This is a genomic window from Clostridium sp. DFI.1.208, from assembly GCF_024463855.1.
GTDB lineage: Bacteria > Bacillota_I > Bacilli_A > Erysipelotrichales > Erysipelotrichaceae > Clostridium_AQ.
In genome coordinates, this window is record NZ_JANGCA010000010.1 from 75,461 (window position 1) to 92,424 (window position 16,964).

A 16,964-nucleotide genomic window follows, 5' to 3' on the forward strand; every position below is an offset into this window, starting at 1 on the left:
CGATACCGTCATCAGAATACCTGACATTTAACTTCATTCTCACAAATCAGTTATCTGATGACGGCCTGCCTAGGTATCTGACAGTAAAAGCTGTCGGATTTTTTTATTCTCTGGAAATATTTACATGCAAAGCCTTCTATTTTCATGCACCAATTCACACAAAACGTGATATGATAGTCTAAAGGAGGCATAACTATGAAAAAACTATTATTTGTCTTACTCGCAGGAATGCTTATGTTAACCGGGTGCAGCAAAGGAAATGATGACAAGAGCGGAGAAGCACCGAAAAGCAGTGAAAGTTCATCTGAAATGTCCACAGAGGAAGTGACGGCGAAGCTGCGTGAAATCAATGACTGGTATGTCACAGATATCTGGAATATCGGTTTATGTGATATTGGGTATTACACTACCAGCGGTACTTCTGCGACAGGGGAGGAGCTTGACATCGAGCTGACTTTGAAGCAGTATAACGAAGCAGTCTCAAAGCTTGAGGAATATAATACATTTGTGAACGGATTGAAGGATAAGAAGTACGATGATGTGAAATTCGCCTGGGAAAAGCTGTACAAGGGCATCAAGGAATCCGATAAAATCGTTCAGAGTAATGAAATTAAGGCGAATTCAGGTCTGGATCTGAAAACAGACAAGCTGAGTCAGTATCAGAGTGCATTCCAGAAGTATATCAATGCCCTGAGTGAAAGCTGATATTTACAAATGCTGTAGCATGCAATGGGGTTTCAGCAAATTCTCCACCGTCTGTGCATTGGCACATCGAAGAGCTTATGTTTGTTAGCATTTTGGCATTTCTCAATATATTGAAGACACATAAGATAAGCCTGGAATTTCTCATAGACAAATAGAGGATCATTCCCTGTCGCGTTTACCGGCAAGGGGAAATCCTCTTTTTTGTATCCATTATATAACGGCAAACGTTATTGTCCCATCCACACAGAAAAAGGGTATCCCTACCCATTGCACTGCTGCAAGTATGCGTACCCCGTTTTCTGTATGCTTATTTTTCAATTAACGGCTGCGTTTCTTCCTGATGCAGCGCAGTGCGTCGTTTGCCATAGAGTGAGCATCGTATAGTGAATTTTGTGCAAGCGTGACTGTGAAGCATCACCGACGAAGGATCGGAATCCATATTTCCATGTGATAATCTGTTGCCTCACACGATCCTTCTCCATACAGTTCTACGGTTGGCATATTCTCATTTCGGTCATAGCCGCTCACTGGCAGCACTTCAGCATAGATAGTTTTCCACAATGCAGGCAAACCTATGGATACAGGGCCGGTATTCTGAAATATCATCCACTCTGCCGCTGGAAGCTCAAAGGCTTCATATTCCGCAGACAGCTCCCCTTCCACCGCAATCATATAGCGGTTATCGCCATACCTATCATACCCAAAACACAATCCGTAGGAAACTGCTGTAGCTGCTTCCTGCATCATACGCTGCAATGTACCATCTGCCTTTACATCCGACCAAAATGTTATTGAGCGATTTTCATTTTGTGAAGAAATCACAGAATGTCCGGACAGATGCATACCGGCTTTCCTTTTTATTTCATATTTCATTTCTGTATTCCCATGCACGGTGATAGCAAAGGTTCTTGGCAGAAACAGCTGGAGCTGCAGCTGCTGTTTTCTGGCCTGGCTCGGTGAACATCCAAAAGCTCTTCTAAATGCTGCCGCAAATACATCTGCACTCTCATAGCCGTATTCCAGTGCGATATCCAGGATTCGTTTCCTGCTGTGAATAATTTCCACTGCAGCCTGTGATAGCCTTCTCGCTTTGACATATTCCAGATAACTCATATGATTCAGTAATGAGAATACTCTTTGAAAATCCGCATAGGAGCATCCGCTAAGCTGCGCAAGCTTATCACTATCCAAATTCTCCTTCAAATTTTGCTCCGTATAAGCCATAACCCTGTTGATTCCTGTGATCAGTTCCATCACCATCCTCCTTTCATCCCAAGTATAACCTGCATCGTATAAGAAAACCCGATGTATTGAGAATTGATTTTATCGGGTTTATATTTTATATTTACAGCGCCTTTTCCATTAGGTCAACCTGATAATCTGCAGCCTGTGTTTGTTCTCCTAGCGTATAAAATCCATTGTGTTTCCAAAAGGAAGCGGCTTCCTCATTCCCACGTATACAGCCAAGCCGCACACAGGTGATTCCCTGATTTGCGAGCTGTTTGCATACACCCTTCATGATTTTGGAGCCTGTTCCTTTCCCCTGTTCTGAAACATGCATCATGAACAGACCGATATATGCAACTTGTGGTTTCGGATAATCGAAGATCAGATCCAGAATAGCAATAAGCGTCTGATCCTTTTGAAAGAATCCAAGGAAATATTTATCATCTGTTGTCTTACCCGGCGGTGTGCGGTATAAGTCCTCTATGATATTTTCATATGTTGGCGCAGTTTTAAAGTATTTGTAATAGGTTTTATTTGCATTGCATAGCGCATATATGTTTTCCACATCATCTGAACATAGTCTGCGAACGTAAAATGTATCAGAAAAATCTGTGAGCTTCATAAGCATCCTCCTTATCGCATGGTATTATTTCGACAATATGTACCGGCTCTTGACCGGATCCTGTAAGGTAAAGCCGCAGGATAGCAATGTTTTTTCAGAAGCGTGATTCTCCCTATCGATGTCAGCAGTAATTCTATAGGCGTCCGGAAAAGAAAATATCCTGTTTACAAGCAATTTCAGCATATCTTTTCCAAGGCCTTTACCGATACAGTCTTCTTCACCGATAAGATAATCAATGCCATATGTTCCAATGCGTGGTAGTGTACCAAAATCTTCATCACTATCTGTGGCCTTGTAATACTGGCATAGACCGATCGGTTTTTCTTGCCACATAACAATGAGATGTGTGATCCATTGATATTTTCCGTTTCGCTCTTTATATTCCATCATCCAGTCTTCGAGCGTAACACCAAGCTGTGGAATTTCATACCATTTTCTTACATGAGCCTTATGCAGCCAAGCCTCTGCCAGTGCAAGGTCGCTTTCTGTGAATTCTCGTAATTGCAACATGGTTTTTCCCCCTTTTTTCTGTAATTTATATATATGTAATAGATAATAACCCCATGATTTATCTCTTGTGAAATTAGCCATGTGCATGCTGTTTTTAGTGTTTTGATAAGGTAGGCACATCCCGTCCTATTCCCTTATTATCCTGATAAAAATATCATAGCATACTCTGTGCTTATCTACAATGAAAGATGGATGTCATCAAATCCTGCTTCGTTTTTTATCGTGGGAGAGAATCTTAGTATCTAGAAATGACACTGGGTACCGTGTTCCGCATGAGGAGAAGTATAGAAGCCGCTTCTAATCAAAAAAATCATGCTTTTACCCTACAAGCTAGATATATATTTCTATTAATGAGCAGCGATTATGTTTTGTACACTACCCAAACAATTCATCAAGTTCCATTTTGTCAGTTCGGACTCAGCTTTAAACTGTATTCATTTGTTCTTCACTAATCTCAAAAAATATATTCCACTCTTCTTGGTTTTTCTCTAATAATCTTAATTCATTATCGCAAAGCAAGAGCAATTTTCTTATATTCCACATATAAGATTCATACTGTATAGTTTTCCCTGCAAAAGTTAATTTTTTGAAGTAACTGTCCATAGAATCTTGCATTAATTTAATAAACACTCCATCTTGCCTCAAAAAATCGAGCAAATCTGTATGCGAATATTTTTCTTTCTTCCAAATACTCCATTTTGCAAATGGTGAACTTATTTCGCCATTAGTTAGTATCATATCCAATTCATATATATTTCTAATAGGATGTCTCACCCCTGACCAAATAGAAAATAATCTATTCCCTAATACAGTACAGGTATAAACATTTCTACGTTTTCCGTCTATATGAAGACTATCTTTAAAAAAATTATTTCTAAATCCATCATCCTCAAACGCTTCTTTAGATAAGTCTAACTGTTTCTGCGACTTTTCAATGTGTTCAAACGTGGCTCTCATTTCAAAATTGCTAGTTGGCACCAGTGGTCCTTTACATTCAATTATGATTAAATCCAAATCTGAAACAACTAAAACATCTATTTCGCCTTTTTTTCCTTTATATTTGAATTTTTTATTCATAAAAACACAGCAAAAACTTGATTATCCCCTAAAACACTGTATCTATCGCAATATCTAAGGATTAGAACTACTCATTTTACTACTTATTTACTACTGACGAATGAGCCTTGATACGCTGATATTCTTAGTTTCGCAAAGATATGGTACAGCACATCAGTATTGAAACATCAAAATTGAATAAAGCATTTAGACTACGGAACGCCCACAATGAAGCGTTCCTTTTCTATTTCCAGCCGTTCAGAAATGGACGGCTATTTTATTACCCAAAACGAAAGGAGCATTAAGAACATGAAAAAGAAATTAAAGCGATTGCTTACAGGTATGCTTACCCTTGCAACCGTGTTTACTACCCTGCCAGCTTCGACAGTCCATGCGTCAGAAAAGCAATACTGGACAGACGCAGAGGAAAAGGCAGGATATGTAGAAAAGGTTATGAATGACGGCAGTATCGGTTCTACATTCCATGAGGGCATTATGACCGTAGAGGGCGAAACAGCATACTGTGTTGACATCAACACGGACTTTCAGTCTGGCTATAAGACACGTTCAGACGCAAGTTCACGCATGAGTGCCGACCAGATAGCGGACGTTGCTTTATCCCTTGAATATGTCAAGCAGTACGGGGCAAGACATACAGGACTGAACCACAAACAGCTTTATCTTTTGGAACAATGCGTTGTATGGCAGAGGTTAAGCGTTCATCTGGGCTGGCAGTGTGATAACGTCCGTGCTTCCTATGATGAAATCTCAAAAGCCATACAAGATGAAGTCTACGCTGGTGCAAAGGCTTTTGTGAAAGCCAACAAAGGACGCTATGAATGTGGCGGTTATATCTACACTGGCAAGGGGCAGGATATCGGGCAGTTCTGGGCGAAGCTGAATGTAGGAAACGCAAAGTTACAGAAAGTTTCCTCCAATGCCAGCATTACAAACGGCAGTGATGTGTATTCCCTTGCTGGGGCGGTCTACGGTGTCTATTCTGATAAGAATTGCCAGAATGTCATTACCACCCTTACGACAGATAGTAACGGGAATACCGAAGCCGTAGAAGTCAAAGCTGGCACAGTATATATCAAGGAACAACAAGCTCCTGCTGGCTTCAAGTTAGACAAGAATGTTTATCCGCTGACCGTGGAAGCTGGCAAGACTGCCACTTTGAAAGTGAGCGACACGCCAAAAGTCACAGAAACCTTGCTGGAACTTTTCAAGATTGACTTGGAAACAGGACAAGACAACCCACAAGGGAACGCTTCCCTTGCAGGTGCAGAATTTACATGGAAGTATTATGACGGTTACTACAACAAGGGCAATCTTCCAGCAGAAGCCACAAGAACGTGGACAACACAGACGCTTGCTGAAAAAGATAGTGACGGCACAGTACACTACGTTACCCGTTTAGCTGACAAGTACAAAGTAGCTGGGGACAGTTTCTATTCACAGAACGGTATCAACTGTCTGCCTTTAGGAACGATAACCGTTGAAGAAACCAAAGCCCCAACAGGTTACTTGTTAGAGGGTGCATATATGCAAGCCAATGGAAGCACGGAACAGATTAAGGGCATGTATGTAACACAAATTACAGAGGACGGCGACCTTGCCGTATTATCTGGAAGCAACCAGCACTCCGTATCTGACAAGGTTATCCGTGGCGGTGTCAAAGTACAGAAACGTGACCTTGAAACAAAGGACGCAACCCCACAAGGTAATGCGATACTGGAAAATACAGAGTTTATCATAACTTCCTTGAATGAAAGCCCTGTTCTGGTTGAGGGTTCATTCTACAAAAAGAATGATGTGGTAAAGACGATCAATACAGGCATTGACGGTATCGCTTTCACTGCTTCCGACACGCTCCCTTATGGAAAGTACCGCATTGACGAAAGCAAGTCGCCACAGGGCTATCTGGCAACAGGCGTGCTTTCCCGTGAATTTGAAATCACAGAGAATGGGAAAATCGTTGACCTTACAGGCGAGGAAACCGCCATTTTCAACCAGATTATCCGTGGCGGTGTGAAAATTCAGAAGCGTGACCTTGAAACAAAGGACACGAAACCACAAGGCGGTGCGACACTAAAAGATACAGCGTTTAGTATTACTTCCTTAAATGAAAATGCTGTCTTGGTTGACGGGAAATTATACGGCAAAGACGAAGTGGTAAAGACAATCCATACAGGTGTTGACGGTATCGCTTCCACTGCTTCTGACACGCTTCCATATGGAACATACCGCATTGACGAAACCAAAGCCCCAGAGGGCTACTTGACAACAGGTGCGGTTTCCCATGAATTTACAATCACAGAGAACGGGAAAATCATTGACCTTACAGACAAGGAAAACTCTGCCTACAATCAAGTTATCCGTGGCGGTGTGAAGATACAAAAGCGTGACCTTGAAACCAAAGATACAAAGCCACAAGGCGGTGCGACACTAAAAGATACAGCGTTTAGTATTACTTCCTTAAATGAAAATGCTGTCTTGGTGGGCGGTAAACTGTTCGGTAAAGACGAAGTGGTAAAGACAATCCACACAGGCATTGACGGTATCGCTTCCACTGCTTCTGATACGCTCCCATATGGAAGATACCGTATTGACGAAAGCAAAGCCCCAGAGGGCTATCTAAGAACAGGTGCGGTTTCCCGTGAATTTGAAATCAAAGAGAATGGGAAAATCGTTGACCTTACAAGCGAAGAAAGCTCTATCTATAACCAGATTAAGCGTGGCGACATTGAGGGTGTGAAGATTGGTGCTGGCACTCATAAGAGATTAGCAGATGTGCCTTTCAAGATTACCAGCAAGACCACAGGCGAAAGCCACATTGTCGTGACAGACAAAAACGGGCAGTTCTCCACTGCTTCGGATTGGGCTTCCCACAAGCACAATACCAATGCAGGAAAGACCAGCGAGGACGGCGTGTGGTTTGGTTCATCAGAGCCAGACGACAGCAAGGGTGCATTGCTTTACGATACTTACGAGATTGAGGAATTACGCTGTGCCAGCAACAAAGGCTTCAAGCTCATTCCTGCTTTTGACATTGTAGTGTCAAGAGATAGAACCGTCATTGATTTAGGTACTTTGACAGATGAATACGAAAAAGAAATCTCTATCCATACCACAGCTACCAGCAAGGACGGGGAAAAATCTATCCTTGCAGGAAAAGAGGTCACTATTGTTGATACCGTCAAGCTGGACGGGCTTGTAAAAGGTACTAAGTATCAGTTAAAGGGTTGGCAGATGTTAAAGGAAGAAAACGCAGAGCTTGTCATTGACGGCAACCGTGTGGAAAGTGAATATACCTTTACTGCTGACAGTGAGGAAATGAAAATTGAGATTGAATATACGTTCAATGCTTCTGAACTTGGTGGAAAGAACCTTGTAACTTTTGAGGAATTGTACGACCTGTCCAATCCGAAAGAGCCTGTCAAGGTAGCAGAACACAAGGACATTGAGGATGACGGACAAACGGTATTGATTACTGAACGTATCATCAATATCCACACCACTGCTACCAGCAAGGACGGCGAAAAAGTCGTGGAAGCTGGAAAGGAAGTAACTATCATTGATACGGCTAAGCTGGACGGTCTGGAAATTGGTACAAAGTATCAGCTAAAGGGCTGGCAGATGATTAAGGAAGAAAATGCAGAGCTTGTTATTGACGGCAAGCGTGTGGAAAATGACTATTCATTTGTCGCAGACAGTGAAACAATGGAAGTCCAGATTGCCTTTACCTTTGACGCTTCCGAGCTTGGAGGAAAAGACCTTGTAACCTTTGAAGAATTGTATGATTTAAGCAATCCAGATGAACCGAAAAAGGTTACAGAACATAAGGACATTAACGACAAAGGGCAGACGGTAACGGTCAAAGAGAAACCAGAAACACCTGCTCCAGAAGAACCAGAAAAGCCGTCCACACCAGATAAGCCAGATACACCAGTGCAAAAGACGGACAGTCCAAAGACAGGCGATACAACAAATATTATCGGTCTGCTTGTTCTGTTGGGTGCTTCTGGCATTGCATTAGCTGGAACATACTTCTTGAAGAAACGCAAAACTAAGAAGTCATAGGGCGGTATCACTATGGCAAGAAAATATATACAGGAGCAGTCCCGTTCCCCTCCGCAATAGAACGCCTACCGCAGAACACAACTTCAAACTGTTTCTTTTCTGTCAATCGTCTTTTTGATTGATAGAAAAAAACAGTCCACTAGGGGCATGGGGAGTGTAGCTCCCCATATAAACAATAACTATCAAAAGAAAGAAACGAGGTAAAACATATGGAACTTAAATTTGTAGTGCCGAACATGGAAAAGACATTCGGCAATCTGGAATATGCAGGAGAAAGTGAGGTTGTACAGCGCAGGATCAACGGACGCATGACGGCAGTGTCCCGAAGCTACAACCTTTACAGTGATGTGCAGAGGGCAGACGATATTATCGTGGTGCTTCCTGCTGAAGCTGGGGAAAAGCATTTCCAGCCAGAACAGAAAGTGAAGCTGATTAACCCACGCATTACCGCAGAGGGCTACAAAATCGGCACGAGAGGGTTTACAAACTATATCCTGCTGGCAGATGATATGTTACCAGCAGAGAATAAATAAGGAGGACGAAAGCATATGAGATTAGCAAACGGTATCGTGATTGAAAAAGAAAAGACATTCGGGCAGTTGAAGTTTTCGGCATTAAGACGTGAGGTGCATATCCAGAATGAGGACGGAACGGTTTCAGATGAAATCAAAGAACGCACTTATGACCTTAAATGCCGTGGACAGGGACGCATGATACAGGTGTCCATTCCTGCCACTGTTCCGTTAAAGGAATTTGACTACAACGCAGAGGTGGAGCTTATCAACCCTGTTGCGGATACGGTAGCAAACGCCACCTTTCAAGGGGCAGACGTGGACTGGTTTATTAAGGCAGACGACATTGTGTTAAAGAACAGACAGGGACAGCCTATAAGCTCACAGAACCAGCAAGCAAAAAAAGATATGCCTAATGGGAAATAGACACTATGACCCACAAGGATATGTCTTTATCAATCAAGGAACTCCCGAAAGAACAGGCAGTCGCATTTATCCGCAGGTATCACTATTCAAAAGTGGTACCTCGGTTATGCCGTTACTTCTTAGGGATATACCAGCATGAGAAATTATTGGGTGTGGTGGAATTAGGATGGGGTACACAGCCCTTGCAGACGTTACACAAGTTGTTTCCGTCACATAATCTTGTTACGGCAGATTATCTGGAAATCGGCAAAATGTGTTTTCTTCCAGAAATGAACCATACACAGTATTTCGGCAGTCTTACACTTTCGTACCTAATCAAATGGTTGCAAAAGTATACAGACTGCCTTTTCTTATACACATTGGCAGACGGTATCGAGGGAAAATGCGGTTATGTCTATCAGGCTTCCAATTTTTATTATTGCGGAAGTTTTAAGACAAGTGTATATCGTGACAGCCAGACGTTGGAAAAGATACACCCTAGAAGTGCAAGGATTTTGCTGGAAGAAAATGCAGTTTATGACGGAGTGGAAAAACGCCACTGGCTGACACACGAATTTTGCGAACACAAGAAGATAGAAAAAATCAACGGTCTTATGTTTCGTTATATCTACCCTTTGACACAGGAAGCAAGGCATATTTTGAAAAAATATCCAACTTATACTCAACATAGCTATCCTAAGAATAACAGCCTGTATTTTGAAAGGCGTATTGCAAACAGGAGATACGAAAAAATATTACAGCCACATTTCAATAAAAATGTCTGTCAGTACAATACCCAGCACTATAACAACCAACAGGAGGTCTTATGTCTATTCTGAAATATAAGGGGAAGCGTATCAGAGCCAGCGATAAGTCCCTTGTGTACCGCTTCTGTGGCGGTTCGCTCCTGTTTCTGTTCGTGGCGGTCATACTGCTTTTGAACTTGGGACAGATTATGCGTACCGATTGGGACACGTTTAGCTTAATCAGAAATGACGGGCTGGCGTTGTCGCTCTCCCCTTACAACTTCATAACAATTATTATAGCGACTGGTATTTGTATACTGGTCGCTTTTCTGTATTACCGCTTCTGCTTTGACCGTTATAAACAGCTTATACACCGCCAAAAGCTGGCACGTATGGTCTTGGAAAACGGCTGGTATGAAGCAGTGACGATACAGGGAAACAGCTTCTTCACTGACCTGCAATCTGGTAAGTCAAAGGAGAAAATCAGCTACTTTCCCCGAATGTATTACCGCATGGAAAAAGGCTTGCTTCATATCCAGTGTGAAATCACGCTGGGGAAGTATCAAGACCAGCTCTTGCAGTTGGAAGATAAGCTGGAAAGCGGTCTGTATTGCGAGTTGACCGACAAGCTGTTGTATGACGGCTACGTGGAATATACCCTGCTCTATGACATGATAGCAAATCGCATTTCCATAGAGGAAGTACAGGCAGAAAACGGGGGCTTGCGCTTGATGAAAAACCTTGTCTGGGAATATGACGCTCTCCCCCATGCCCTTATCTGTGGTGGAACTGGTGGCGGTAAGACCTACTTTATCTTAACTATCATTGAAGCCCTGTTGCGGACAAATACCGTCCTCTATATCCTCGACCCAAAGAACGCCGACCTTGCGGACTTGGGAACGGTCATGGATAAGGTCTACTACAAAAAGGAAGATATGATTGATTGCGTCAATGGCTTTTATGACGGCATGGTGGCAAGAAGTGAAGCAATGAAGCTCATGCCAAACTACAAAACAGGACAGAACTACGCCTATCTGGGGCTTGCTCCGCACTTCTTTATCTTTGACGAATACGTGGCGTTCATGGAGTGTTTAACCACAAAGGAAAGCGTAGCCATATTAAGCCAGCTAAAGAAAATCGTCATGTTAGGCAGACAGGCTGGCTACTTCCTTATCCTTGCCTGTCAGCGTCCAGACGCAAAGTATTTCAGTGACGGTATCAGAGATAACTTCAACTTCCGTGTGGCATTAGGGCGCATGAGTGAGCTTGGCTACGGCATGATGTTTGGAAGCGATACGCAAAAGAAGTTCTTTCAAAAGCGTATCAAAGGGCGTGGTTATTGTGATGTGGGTACAAGCGTCATATCAGAGTTTTACACCCCACTTGTACCAAAAGAACATGATTTTTTACAAACTATTGGTACGCTTGCTAATGTAAGAAAAGCTGTACCAGAAGAACAACCAATGGAGGACTAAATACATGAAATATAAAGAAATAGAAGTGTTTCACACACCAACGGGAAAAAGGATGAAATATATCTGTTTGAATTATGAACAATTTCTTTCAGACTGTGACGTATTGACAGCAGACAGATATAAACCATTTAGTATCAATCCAAAAAATCGCTTTGAAGCAAGGATAGATAAAATCACAGATGAAATTATTTATAAGGTGCGTAACTTGCCGTGTCGTTTCTGTATACGCTTGGATAGCCGACATTCTATCTGTAACAGCCGTATTGACTATGCTTTTGAGCTTGTGGGAAAGGACTTTCTCAAAGAAGATATTCGTGGAAGTGAAATTCCAGAAGATACGCTGAAAGCCTGTCTTAAATCAGATATTGATTTTATAGTGCTTTATATCGGCATGAACAGATAGACCAATAGGAACGGTGCTTTGCGGTCAACAAGACCGTAAAGTGCCGTTCCTGTTTGGCAGGGCTTGCCCTGCCAAACGATTAAGCCCCTCGGTATCTAACAGGGGGGTACAAATCGACAGGAAACAGTCAAAAAAACATTAGAAAATCCTTTGGTTACAAGGGATTTACAAAATTTCAGCGTATGTCAAATGGGCTTTAAAAGTTGACATACGCCTTTTTGATTGGAGGGATTTTTACTGAATGAACAAACTTGGTTACAGCATTTAAAAGAAAAACGCTTGGCTTATGGACTATCTCAAAACCGTTTAGCTGTTGCGACTGGTATTACAAGGCAGTATCTAAGCGATATTGAAACAGGAAAAGTCAAGCCATCAGAGGATTTACAGCAGTCCCTTTGGGAAGCTCTGGAACGCTTCAATCCCGACGCTCCCCTTGAAATGCTGTTTGATTATGTAAGGATTCGCTTTCCGACAACAGACGTACAGCAGGTGGTCGAAAACATCTTACAACTGAAACTGTCCTATTTTCTTCATGAGGACTATGGTTTCTATTCTTATTCAGAGCATTATGCTTTAGGCGACATATTCGTCCTTTGCTCCCATGAACTGGACAAAGGAGTTCTGGTGGAATTGAAAGGTCGTGGGTGCAGACAATTTGAAAGCTATCTTCTGGCACAACAAAGAAGCTGGTATGAGTTCTTTATGGACGTTTTGGTGGCTGGCGGTGTGATGAAACGCCTTGACCTTGCCATTAACGATAAGACAGGGATTTTGAATATCCCTGTACTCACTGAAAAGTGCCAACAGGAAGAATGTATCTCCGTCTTCCGCAGTTTTAAAAGCTATCGCAGTGGCGAACTGGTACGCAAAGAGGAAAAGGAATGTATGGGAAACACCCTCTATATCGGTTCATTACAAAGTGAAGTTTATTTCTGTATCTATGAAAAGGACTACGAGCAGTACAAGAAAAATGATATTCCCATTGAAGACGCAGAAGTAAAAAACCGTTTTGAGATTCGATTGAAAAATGAGCGTGCCTATTATGCAGTCCGTGATTTACTCGTCTATGACAATCCAGAGCATACCGCCTTTAAAATTATCAATCGGTATATCCGTTTTGTAGATAAAGACGATTCCAAACCTCGTTCTGATTGGAAACTGAATGAAGAATGGGCTTGGTTTATTGGGAACAATCGTGAACGATTAAAACTAACCACAAAACCAGAGCCTTACTCCTTCCAAAGGACGCTGAACTGGCTATCTCATCAAGTTGCCCCGACCTTAAAGGTTGCGATTAAACTTGATGAAATCAACCAGACGCAGGTTGTAAAAGACATTCTCGACCATGCGAAACTGACAGACCGACACAAGCAGATTTTGAAGCAACAGTCAGTAAAAGAACAGGACGTGATAACAACAAAAAAATAACTCAAATACAAATTCATTGAATATAGAGAGGAGAACATTTTTATGAATTTTGGACAAAACCTTTATAACTGGTTTCTATCAAACGCTCAATCACTGGTGCTTTTAGCAATCGTTGTGATTGGCTTGTATCTTGGCTTCAAGCGTGAGTTTAGCAAACTGATTGGCTTTTTAATTATTGCGATTATTGCGGTTGGCTTAGTCTTCAACGCTGCTGGAGTAAAAGACATTTTACTAGAGCTATTCAATCGCATTATTGGTGCTTAAATAAAACCGTTCTTTTGTGGAATATAAGTGGTTTTCTTATGTTCCGCAAAGGAATGGTACACCAAACGAAGTGCGGTAGGGATTTTTGAATCTCTACAAAGAAAGGACGTGAATATATGGACGATATGCAAGTCTATATTGCGAATTTAGGCAAATACAATGAGGGCGAATTGGTCGGTGCGTGGTTTACCTTTCCCATTGACTTTGAGGAAGTCAAAGAGAAAATCGGCTTGAATGATGAATATGAGGAATACGCCATTCATGACTACGAGTTACCCTTTACGGTTGACGAATACACTTCCATTGGCGAACTCAATCGACTATGGGAAATGGTATCGGAATTACCCGAAGAATTACAATCGGAGCTATCTGCTCTGCTCACTCATTTTTCAAGCATTGAAGAACTAAGCGAACATCAAGAGGATATTATCATTCATTCCGATTGTGATGATATGTATGACGTGGCACGCTACTACATTGAAGAAACGGGTGCTTTAGGCGAAGTACCAGCTAGTCTTCAAAACTATATTGATTATCAAGCCTATGGTCGGGATTTAGACCTTTCAGGAACGTTTATCTCAACCAATCATGGGATTTTTGAAATCGTCTATTAAATCTGTCGGTACATTACTACTGGCAGATTTTCTATTTTACGGGGTGGCTCAATCAGCTACCCCTATTTTTTATGAAAGGATTGATTACATGAAGAAAATACGAAGCTATACCAGTATCTGGTCTGTGGAAAAGGTACTGTATTCTATCAATGATTTTAGACTTCCGTTTCCCATAACCTTTACGCAAATGACATGGTTTGTCGTGTCACTCTTTGCAGTGATGATACTTGGCAACTTGCCCCCTCTTTCCATGATAGAGGGAGCATTTCTCAAATACTTTGGGATTCCTGTGGCTTTCACATGGTTTATGTCTACAAAAACTTTTGATGGTAAAAAGCCTTATGGATTTTTGAAGTCTGTCATTGCTTATGCACTGCGACCAAAGCTGACCTATGCAGGAAAAAAAGTAACGCTTGGCAGAAACCAGCCACAAGAAGCCATTACAGCAGTTAGGAGTGAATTTTATGGCATATCCAATTAAATACATTGAAAACAATCTCGTCTGGAATAAAGACGGGGAATGTTATGCTTACTATGAGCTTGTTCCTTACAATTACTCATTTCTAAGTCCAGAACAGAAAATACAAGTGCATGATTCTTTCAGACAGCTTATCGCACAAAATCGTGATGGCAAAATTCATGCTTTACAAATCAGTACAGAATCCAGCATACGTTCTGCACAAGAGCGTTCCAAAAATGAAGTCACTGGCAAGCTCAAAGCGGTTGCCTATGACAAAATCGACCAACAGACAGACGCTTTAATATCCATGATTGGCGAAAATCAAGTGAACTACCGTTTCTTTATCGGCTTTAAGTTGCTTCTCAACGATCAGGAGTTTTCTATGAAAAGTCTTACCGTTGAAGCAAAAAATGCTTTGTCTGATTTTGTCTATGATGTGAACCATAAGCTGATGGGCGATTTTGTTAGTATGAGTAATGATGAAATCCTGCGTTTTCAGAAGATGGAAAAGCTCTTAGAAAATAAAATCTCTCGTCGTTTCAAAATCCGCAGGTTAGATAAGGACGACTTCGGCTATCTGATTGAACACCTTTACGGACAGACAGGCACTGCCTATGAAGAGTATGAGTACCATCTATCAAAGAAAAAGCTGGATAATGAAACGCTGATTAAATACTATGACTTGATTAAGCCTACTCGCTGTTTGGTGGAAGAAAAACAGCGATATTTGAAAATCCAGCAGGAAGATGAAACCGTCTATGTAGCTTACTTTACCATTAACAGCATTGTCGGAGAACTGGACTTCCCGTCCTCTGAAATCTTCTACTACCAGCAACAGCAATTTACATTCCCGATTGATACGTCAATGAATGTGGAAATTGTAGCGAATCGTAAAGCCCTATCTACTGTCCGCAATAAAAAGAAAGAACTGAAAGACTTGGATAACCACGCTTGGCAAAGTGATAATGAAACCAGCTCCAATGTGGCGGAAGCTCTGGAAAGTGTGAATGAGCTGGAAACCAATTTAGACCAAAGCAAGGAATCTATGTACAAGCTGTCTTATGTGGTAAGGGTATCAGCAAATGATCTTGACGAACTCAAACGTCGTTGTAATGAAGTGAAAGATTTTTATGACGATTTAAGCGTAAAACTGGTACGACCATTTGGGGATATGCTCGGCTTACATGAAGAATTTTTACCTGCCAGCAAGCGTTATATGAATGATTATATTCAATACGTGACCTCTGATTTCCTCGCTGGTTTAGGTTTTGGTGCTACTCAAATGCTGGGGGAAAATGAGGGGATTTATGTTGGCTACAGCTTAGATACTGGACGCAATGTCTATCTGAAACCTGCTCTTGCCAGTCAAGGGGTTAAGGGTTCAGTAACCAATGCGTTAGCGTCGGCTTTTGTTGGTTCGCTGGGTGGTGGTAAATCCTTTGCGAATAACCTTATCGTCTATTATGCGGTGCTTTATGGGGCACAAGCAGTGATTGTAGACCCAAAAGCAGAACGTGGCAGATGGAAAGAAACCTTGCCAGAGATTTCCCATGAAATCAATATCGTCACTCTGACTTCTGATGAGAAAAACAAAGGCTTACTTGACCCTTATGTGATTATGAAAAATCCCAAAGATTCTGAATCACTGGCTATTGATATTCTGACATTCCTTACGGGGATTTCCTCTCGTGATGGGGAACGCTTCCCAATCCTTAGAAAAGCCATTCGTGCAGTAACCAATAGTGAAGTACGAGGGTTGATGAAAGTGATTGAGGAATTACGGGTTGAGAATACGCCACTAAGTACCAGTATAGCCGACCATATCGAAAGTTTTACAGACTATGACTTTGCACATTTATTATTCAGTAATGGTTATGTGGAGCAGTCTATCAGCTTAGAAAAACAACTGAACATTATACAGGTTGCGGACTTGGTACTTCCCGACAAGGAAACTTCCTTTGAGGAATATACCACTATGGAGCTTTTATCCGTTGCTATGCTGATTGTCATTAGTACCTTTGCTTTAGACTTTATCCATACAGACCGAAGCATTTTCAAGATTGTAGATTTAGACGAAGCATGGAGCTTTTTACAGGTAGCACAAGGAAAAACACTATCTATGAAGCTGGTTCGGGCTGGTCGTGCTATGAACGCTGGGGTATATTTCGTGACCCAAAATACAGACGACCTCTTAGATGAAAAACTGAAAAATAACCTCGGCTTAAAATTTGCATTTCGTTCCACTGACCTTAACGAGATTAAAAAGACCTTAGCCTTTTTTGGTGTAGACCCAGAGGACGAAAACAATCAGAAGCGATTGCGTGATTTGGAAAACGGGCAATGCCTTATCAGTGATTTATATGGTCGTGTCGGTGTGATACAGTTCCACCCTGTATTTGAAGAACTGCTCCATGCCTTTGATACCAGACCACCTGTGCGAAAAGAGGTGTAAAT

General features: G+C 41.7%; 16 protein-coding genes and 1 pseudogene. 13 read left to right on the forward strand and 4 right to left on the reverse strand.

All coding sequences use genetic code 11. The features are described from left to right. Positions 1-195: 195 nt before the first annotated feature. Positions 196-705: a membrane lipoprotein lipid attachment site-containing protein gene (locus NE665_RS07290; protein ID WP_117443324.1), complete on the forward strand. Its 510-nt coding sequence runs from the start codon at positions 196-198 to the stop codon at positions 703-705. A 414-nt stretch (positions 706-1,119) separates the two neighbouring features. On the opposite strand, the gene NE665_RS07295 is transcribed toward NE665_RS07290, so the two are convergent. The 4 genes from NE665_RS07295 to NE665_RS07310 form a co-directional block, all read right to left on the reverse strand. Next, positions 1,120-1,959, reverse strand: a complete 840-nt coding sequence (locus NE665_RS07295; protein ID WP_117443323.1) for a helix-turn-helix domain-containing protein — start codon at positions 1,957-1,959, stop codon at positions 1,120-1,122. A 91-nt stretch (positions 1,960-2,050) separates the two neighbouring features. Further along, the gene (locus NE665_RS07300) at positions 2,051-2,554 is read right to left on the reverse strand and encodes a GNAT family N-acetyltransferase (RefSeq protein WP_117443322.1); all 504 of its coding nucleotides are present in this window, start codon (positions 2,552-2,554) and stop codon (positions 2,051-2,053) included. A 24-nt stretch (positions 2,555-2,578) separates the two neighbouring features. Next, the gene (locus NE665_RS07305) at positions 2,579-3,064 is read right to left on the reverse strand and encodes a GNAT family N-acetyltransferase (RefSeq protein ID WP_117443321.1); all 486 of its coding nucleotides are present in this window, start codon (positions 3,062-3,064) and stop codon (positions 2,579-2,581) included. Between the two features lie 423 nt (positions 3,065-3,487). After that, positions 3,488-4,141: a hypothetical protein gene (locus NE665_RS07310; RefSeq protein ID WP_117443320.1), complete on the reverse strand. Its 654-nt coding sequence runs from the start codon at positions 4,139-4,141 to the stop codon at positions 3,488-3,490. A 288-nt stretch (positions 4,142-4,429) separates the two neighbouring features. On the opposite strand from NE665_RS07310, the gene NE665_RS07315 reads away from it, so the two are divergent. From NE665_RS07315 to NE665_RS07370, 12 genes and pseudogenes are all read left to right on the forward strand, one after another. Continuing rightward, complete coding sequence (locus tag NE665_RS07315) at positions 4,430-8,203, forward strand: VaFE repeat-containing surface-anchored protein (RefSeq protein ID WP_152331228.1); 3,774 nt, start codon at positions 4,430-4,432, stop codon at positions 8,201-8,203. Positions 8,204-8,412: 209 nt separating this feature from the next. Then, positions 8,413-8,736, forward strand: a complete 324-nt coding sequence (locus NE665_RS07320; protein ID WP_117443319.1) for a YdcP family protein — start codon at positions 8,413-8,415, stop codon at positions 8,734-8,736. Between the two features lie 15 nt (positions 8,737-8,751). After that, a complete protein-coding gene (locus NE665_RS07325; protein ID WP_117443318.1) occupies positions 8,752-9,141 on the forward strand; it encodes a YdcP family protein in 390 nt (129 codons plus the stop codon). A 5-nt stretch (positions 9,142-9,146) separates the two neighbouring features. Beyond that, positions 9,147-9,959: a hypothetical protein gene (locus tag NE665_RS07330; RefSeq protein WP_117443317.1), complete on the forward strand. Its 813-nt coding sequence runs from the start codon at positions 9,147-9,149 to the stop codon at positions 9,957-9,959. Then, complete coding sequence (locus NE665_RS07335) at positions 9,947-11,341, forward strand: ATP-binding protein (RefSeq protein WP_117443316.1); 1,395 nt, start codon at positions 9,947-9,949, stop codon at positions 11,339-11,341. The genes NE665_RS07330 and NE665_RS07335 overlap by 13 nt, the downstream gene beginning before the upstream one ends. A 4-nt stretch (positions 11,342-11,345) precedes the next feature. Beyond that, on the forward strand, positions 11,346-11,744 hold the full coding sequence (locus tag NE665_RS07340) for a hypothetical protein (RefSeq protein ID WP_117443315.1): 399 nt from the start codon (positions 11,346-11,348) through the stop codon (positions 11,742-11,744). Positions 11,745-11,797: 53 nt separating this feature from the next. After that, a pseudogene (locus NE665_RS07345) lies at positions 11,798-11,944 on the forward strand (conjugal transfer protein). Positions 11,945-11,966: 22 nt separating this feature from the next. Next, entirely contained in the window at positions 11,967-13,172 is a 1,206-nt protein-coding gene (gene mobT, locus NE665_RS07350) for a MobT family relaxase (protein ID WP_000398284.1), read from the forward strand. Between the two features lie 42 nt (positions 13,173-13,214). After that, positions 13,215-13,436 (forward strand): hypothetical protein, encoded by a 222-nt coding sequence (locus NE665_RS07355; RefSeq protein WP_001009056.1) that lies wholly within the window; start codon positions 13,215-13,217, stop codon positions 13,434-13,436. Between the two features lie 116 nt (positions 13,437-13,552). Further along, positions 13,553-14,050: an antirestriction protein ArdA gene (locus NE665_RS07360; protein WP_000342539.1), complete on the forward strand. Its 498-nt coding sequence runs from the start codon at positions 13,553-13,555 to the stop codon at positions 14,048-14,050. 88 nt (positions 14,051-14,138) lie between these two features. Beyond that, positions 14,139-14,531 (forward strand): conjugal transfer protein, encoded by a 393-nt coding sequence (locus NE665_RS07365; RefSeq protein ID WP_000723888.1) that lies wholly within the window; start codon positions 14,139-14,141, stop codon positions 14,529-14,531. Next, positions 14,515-16,962, forward strand: coding sequence for an ATP-binding protein (locus NE665_RS07370; protein WP_000331160.1), 2,448 nt, complete (start codon positions 14,515-14,517; stop codon positions 16,960-16,962). Before NE665_RS07365 ends, NE665_RS07370 begins: the two co-directional genes overlap by 17 nt. Positions 16,963-16,964: the final 2 nt, after the last annotated feature.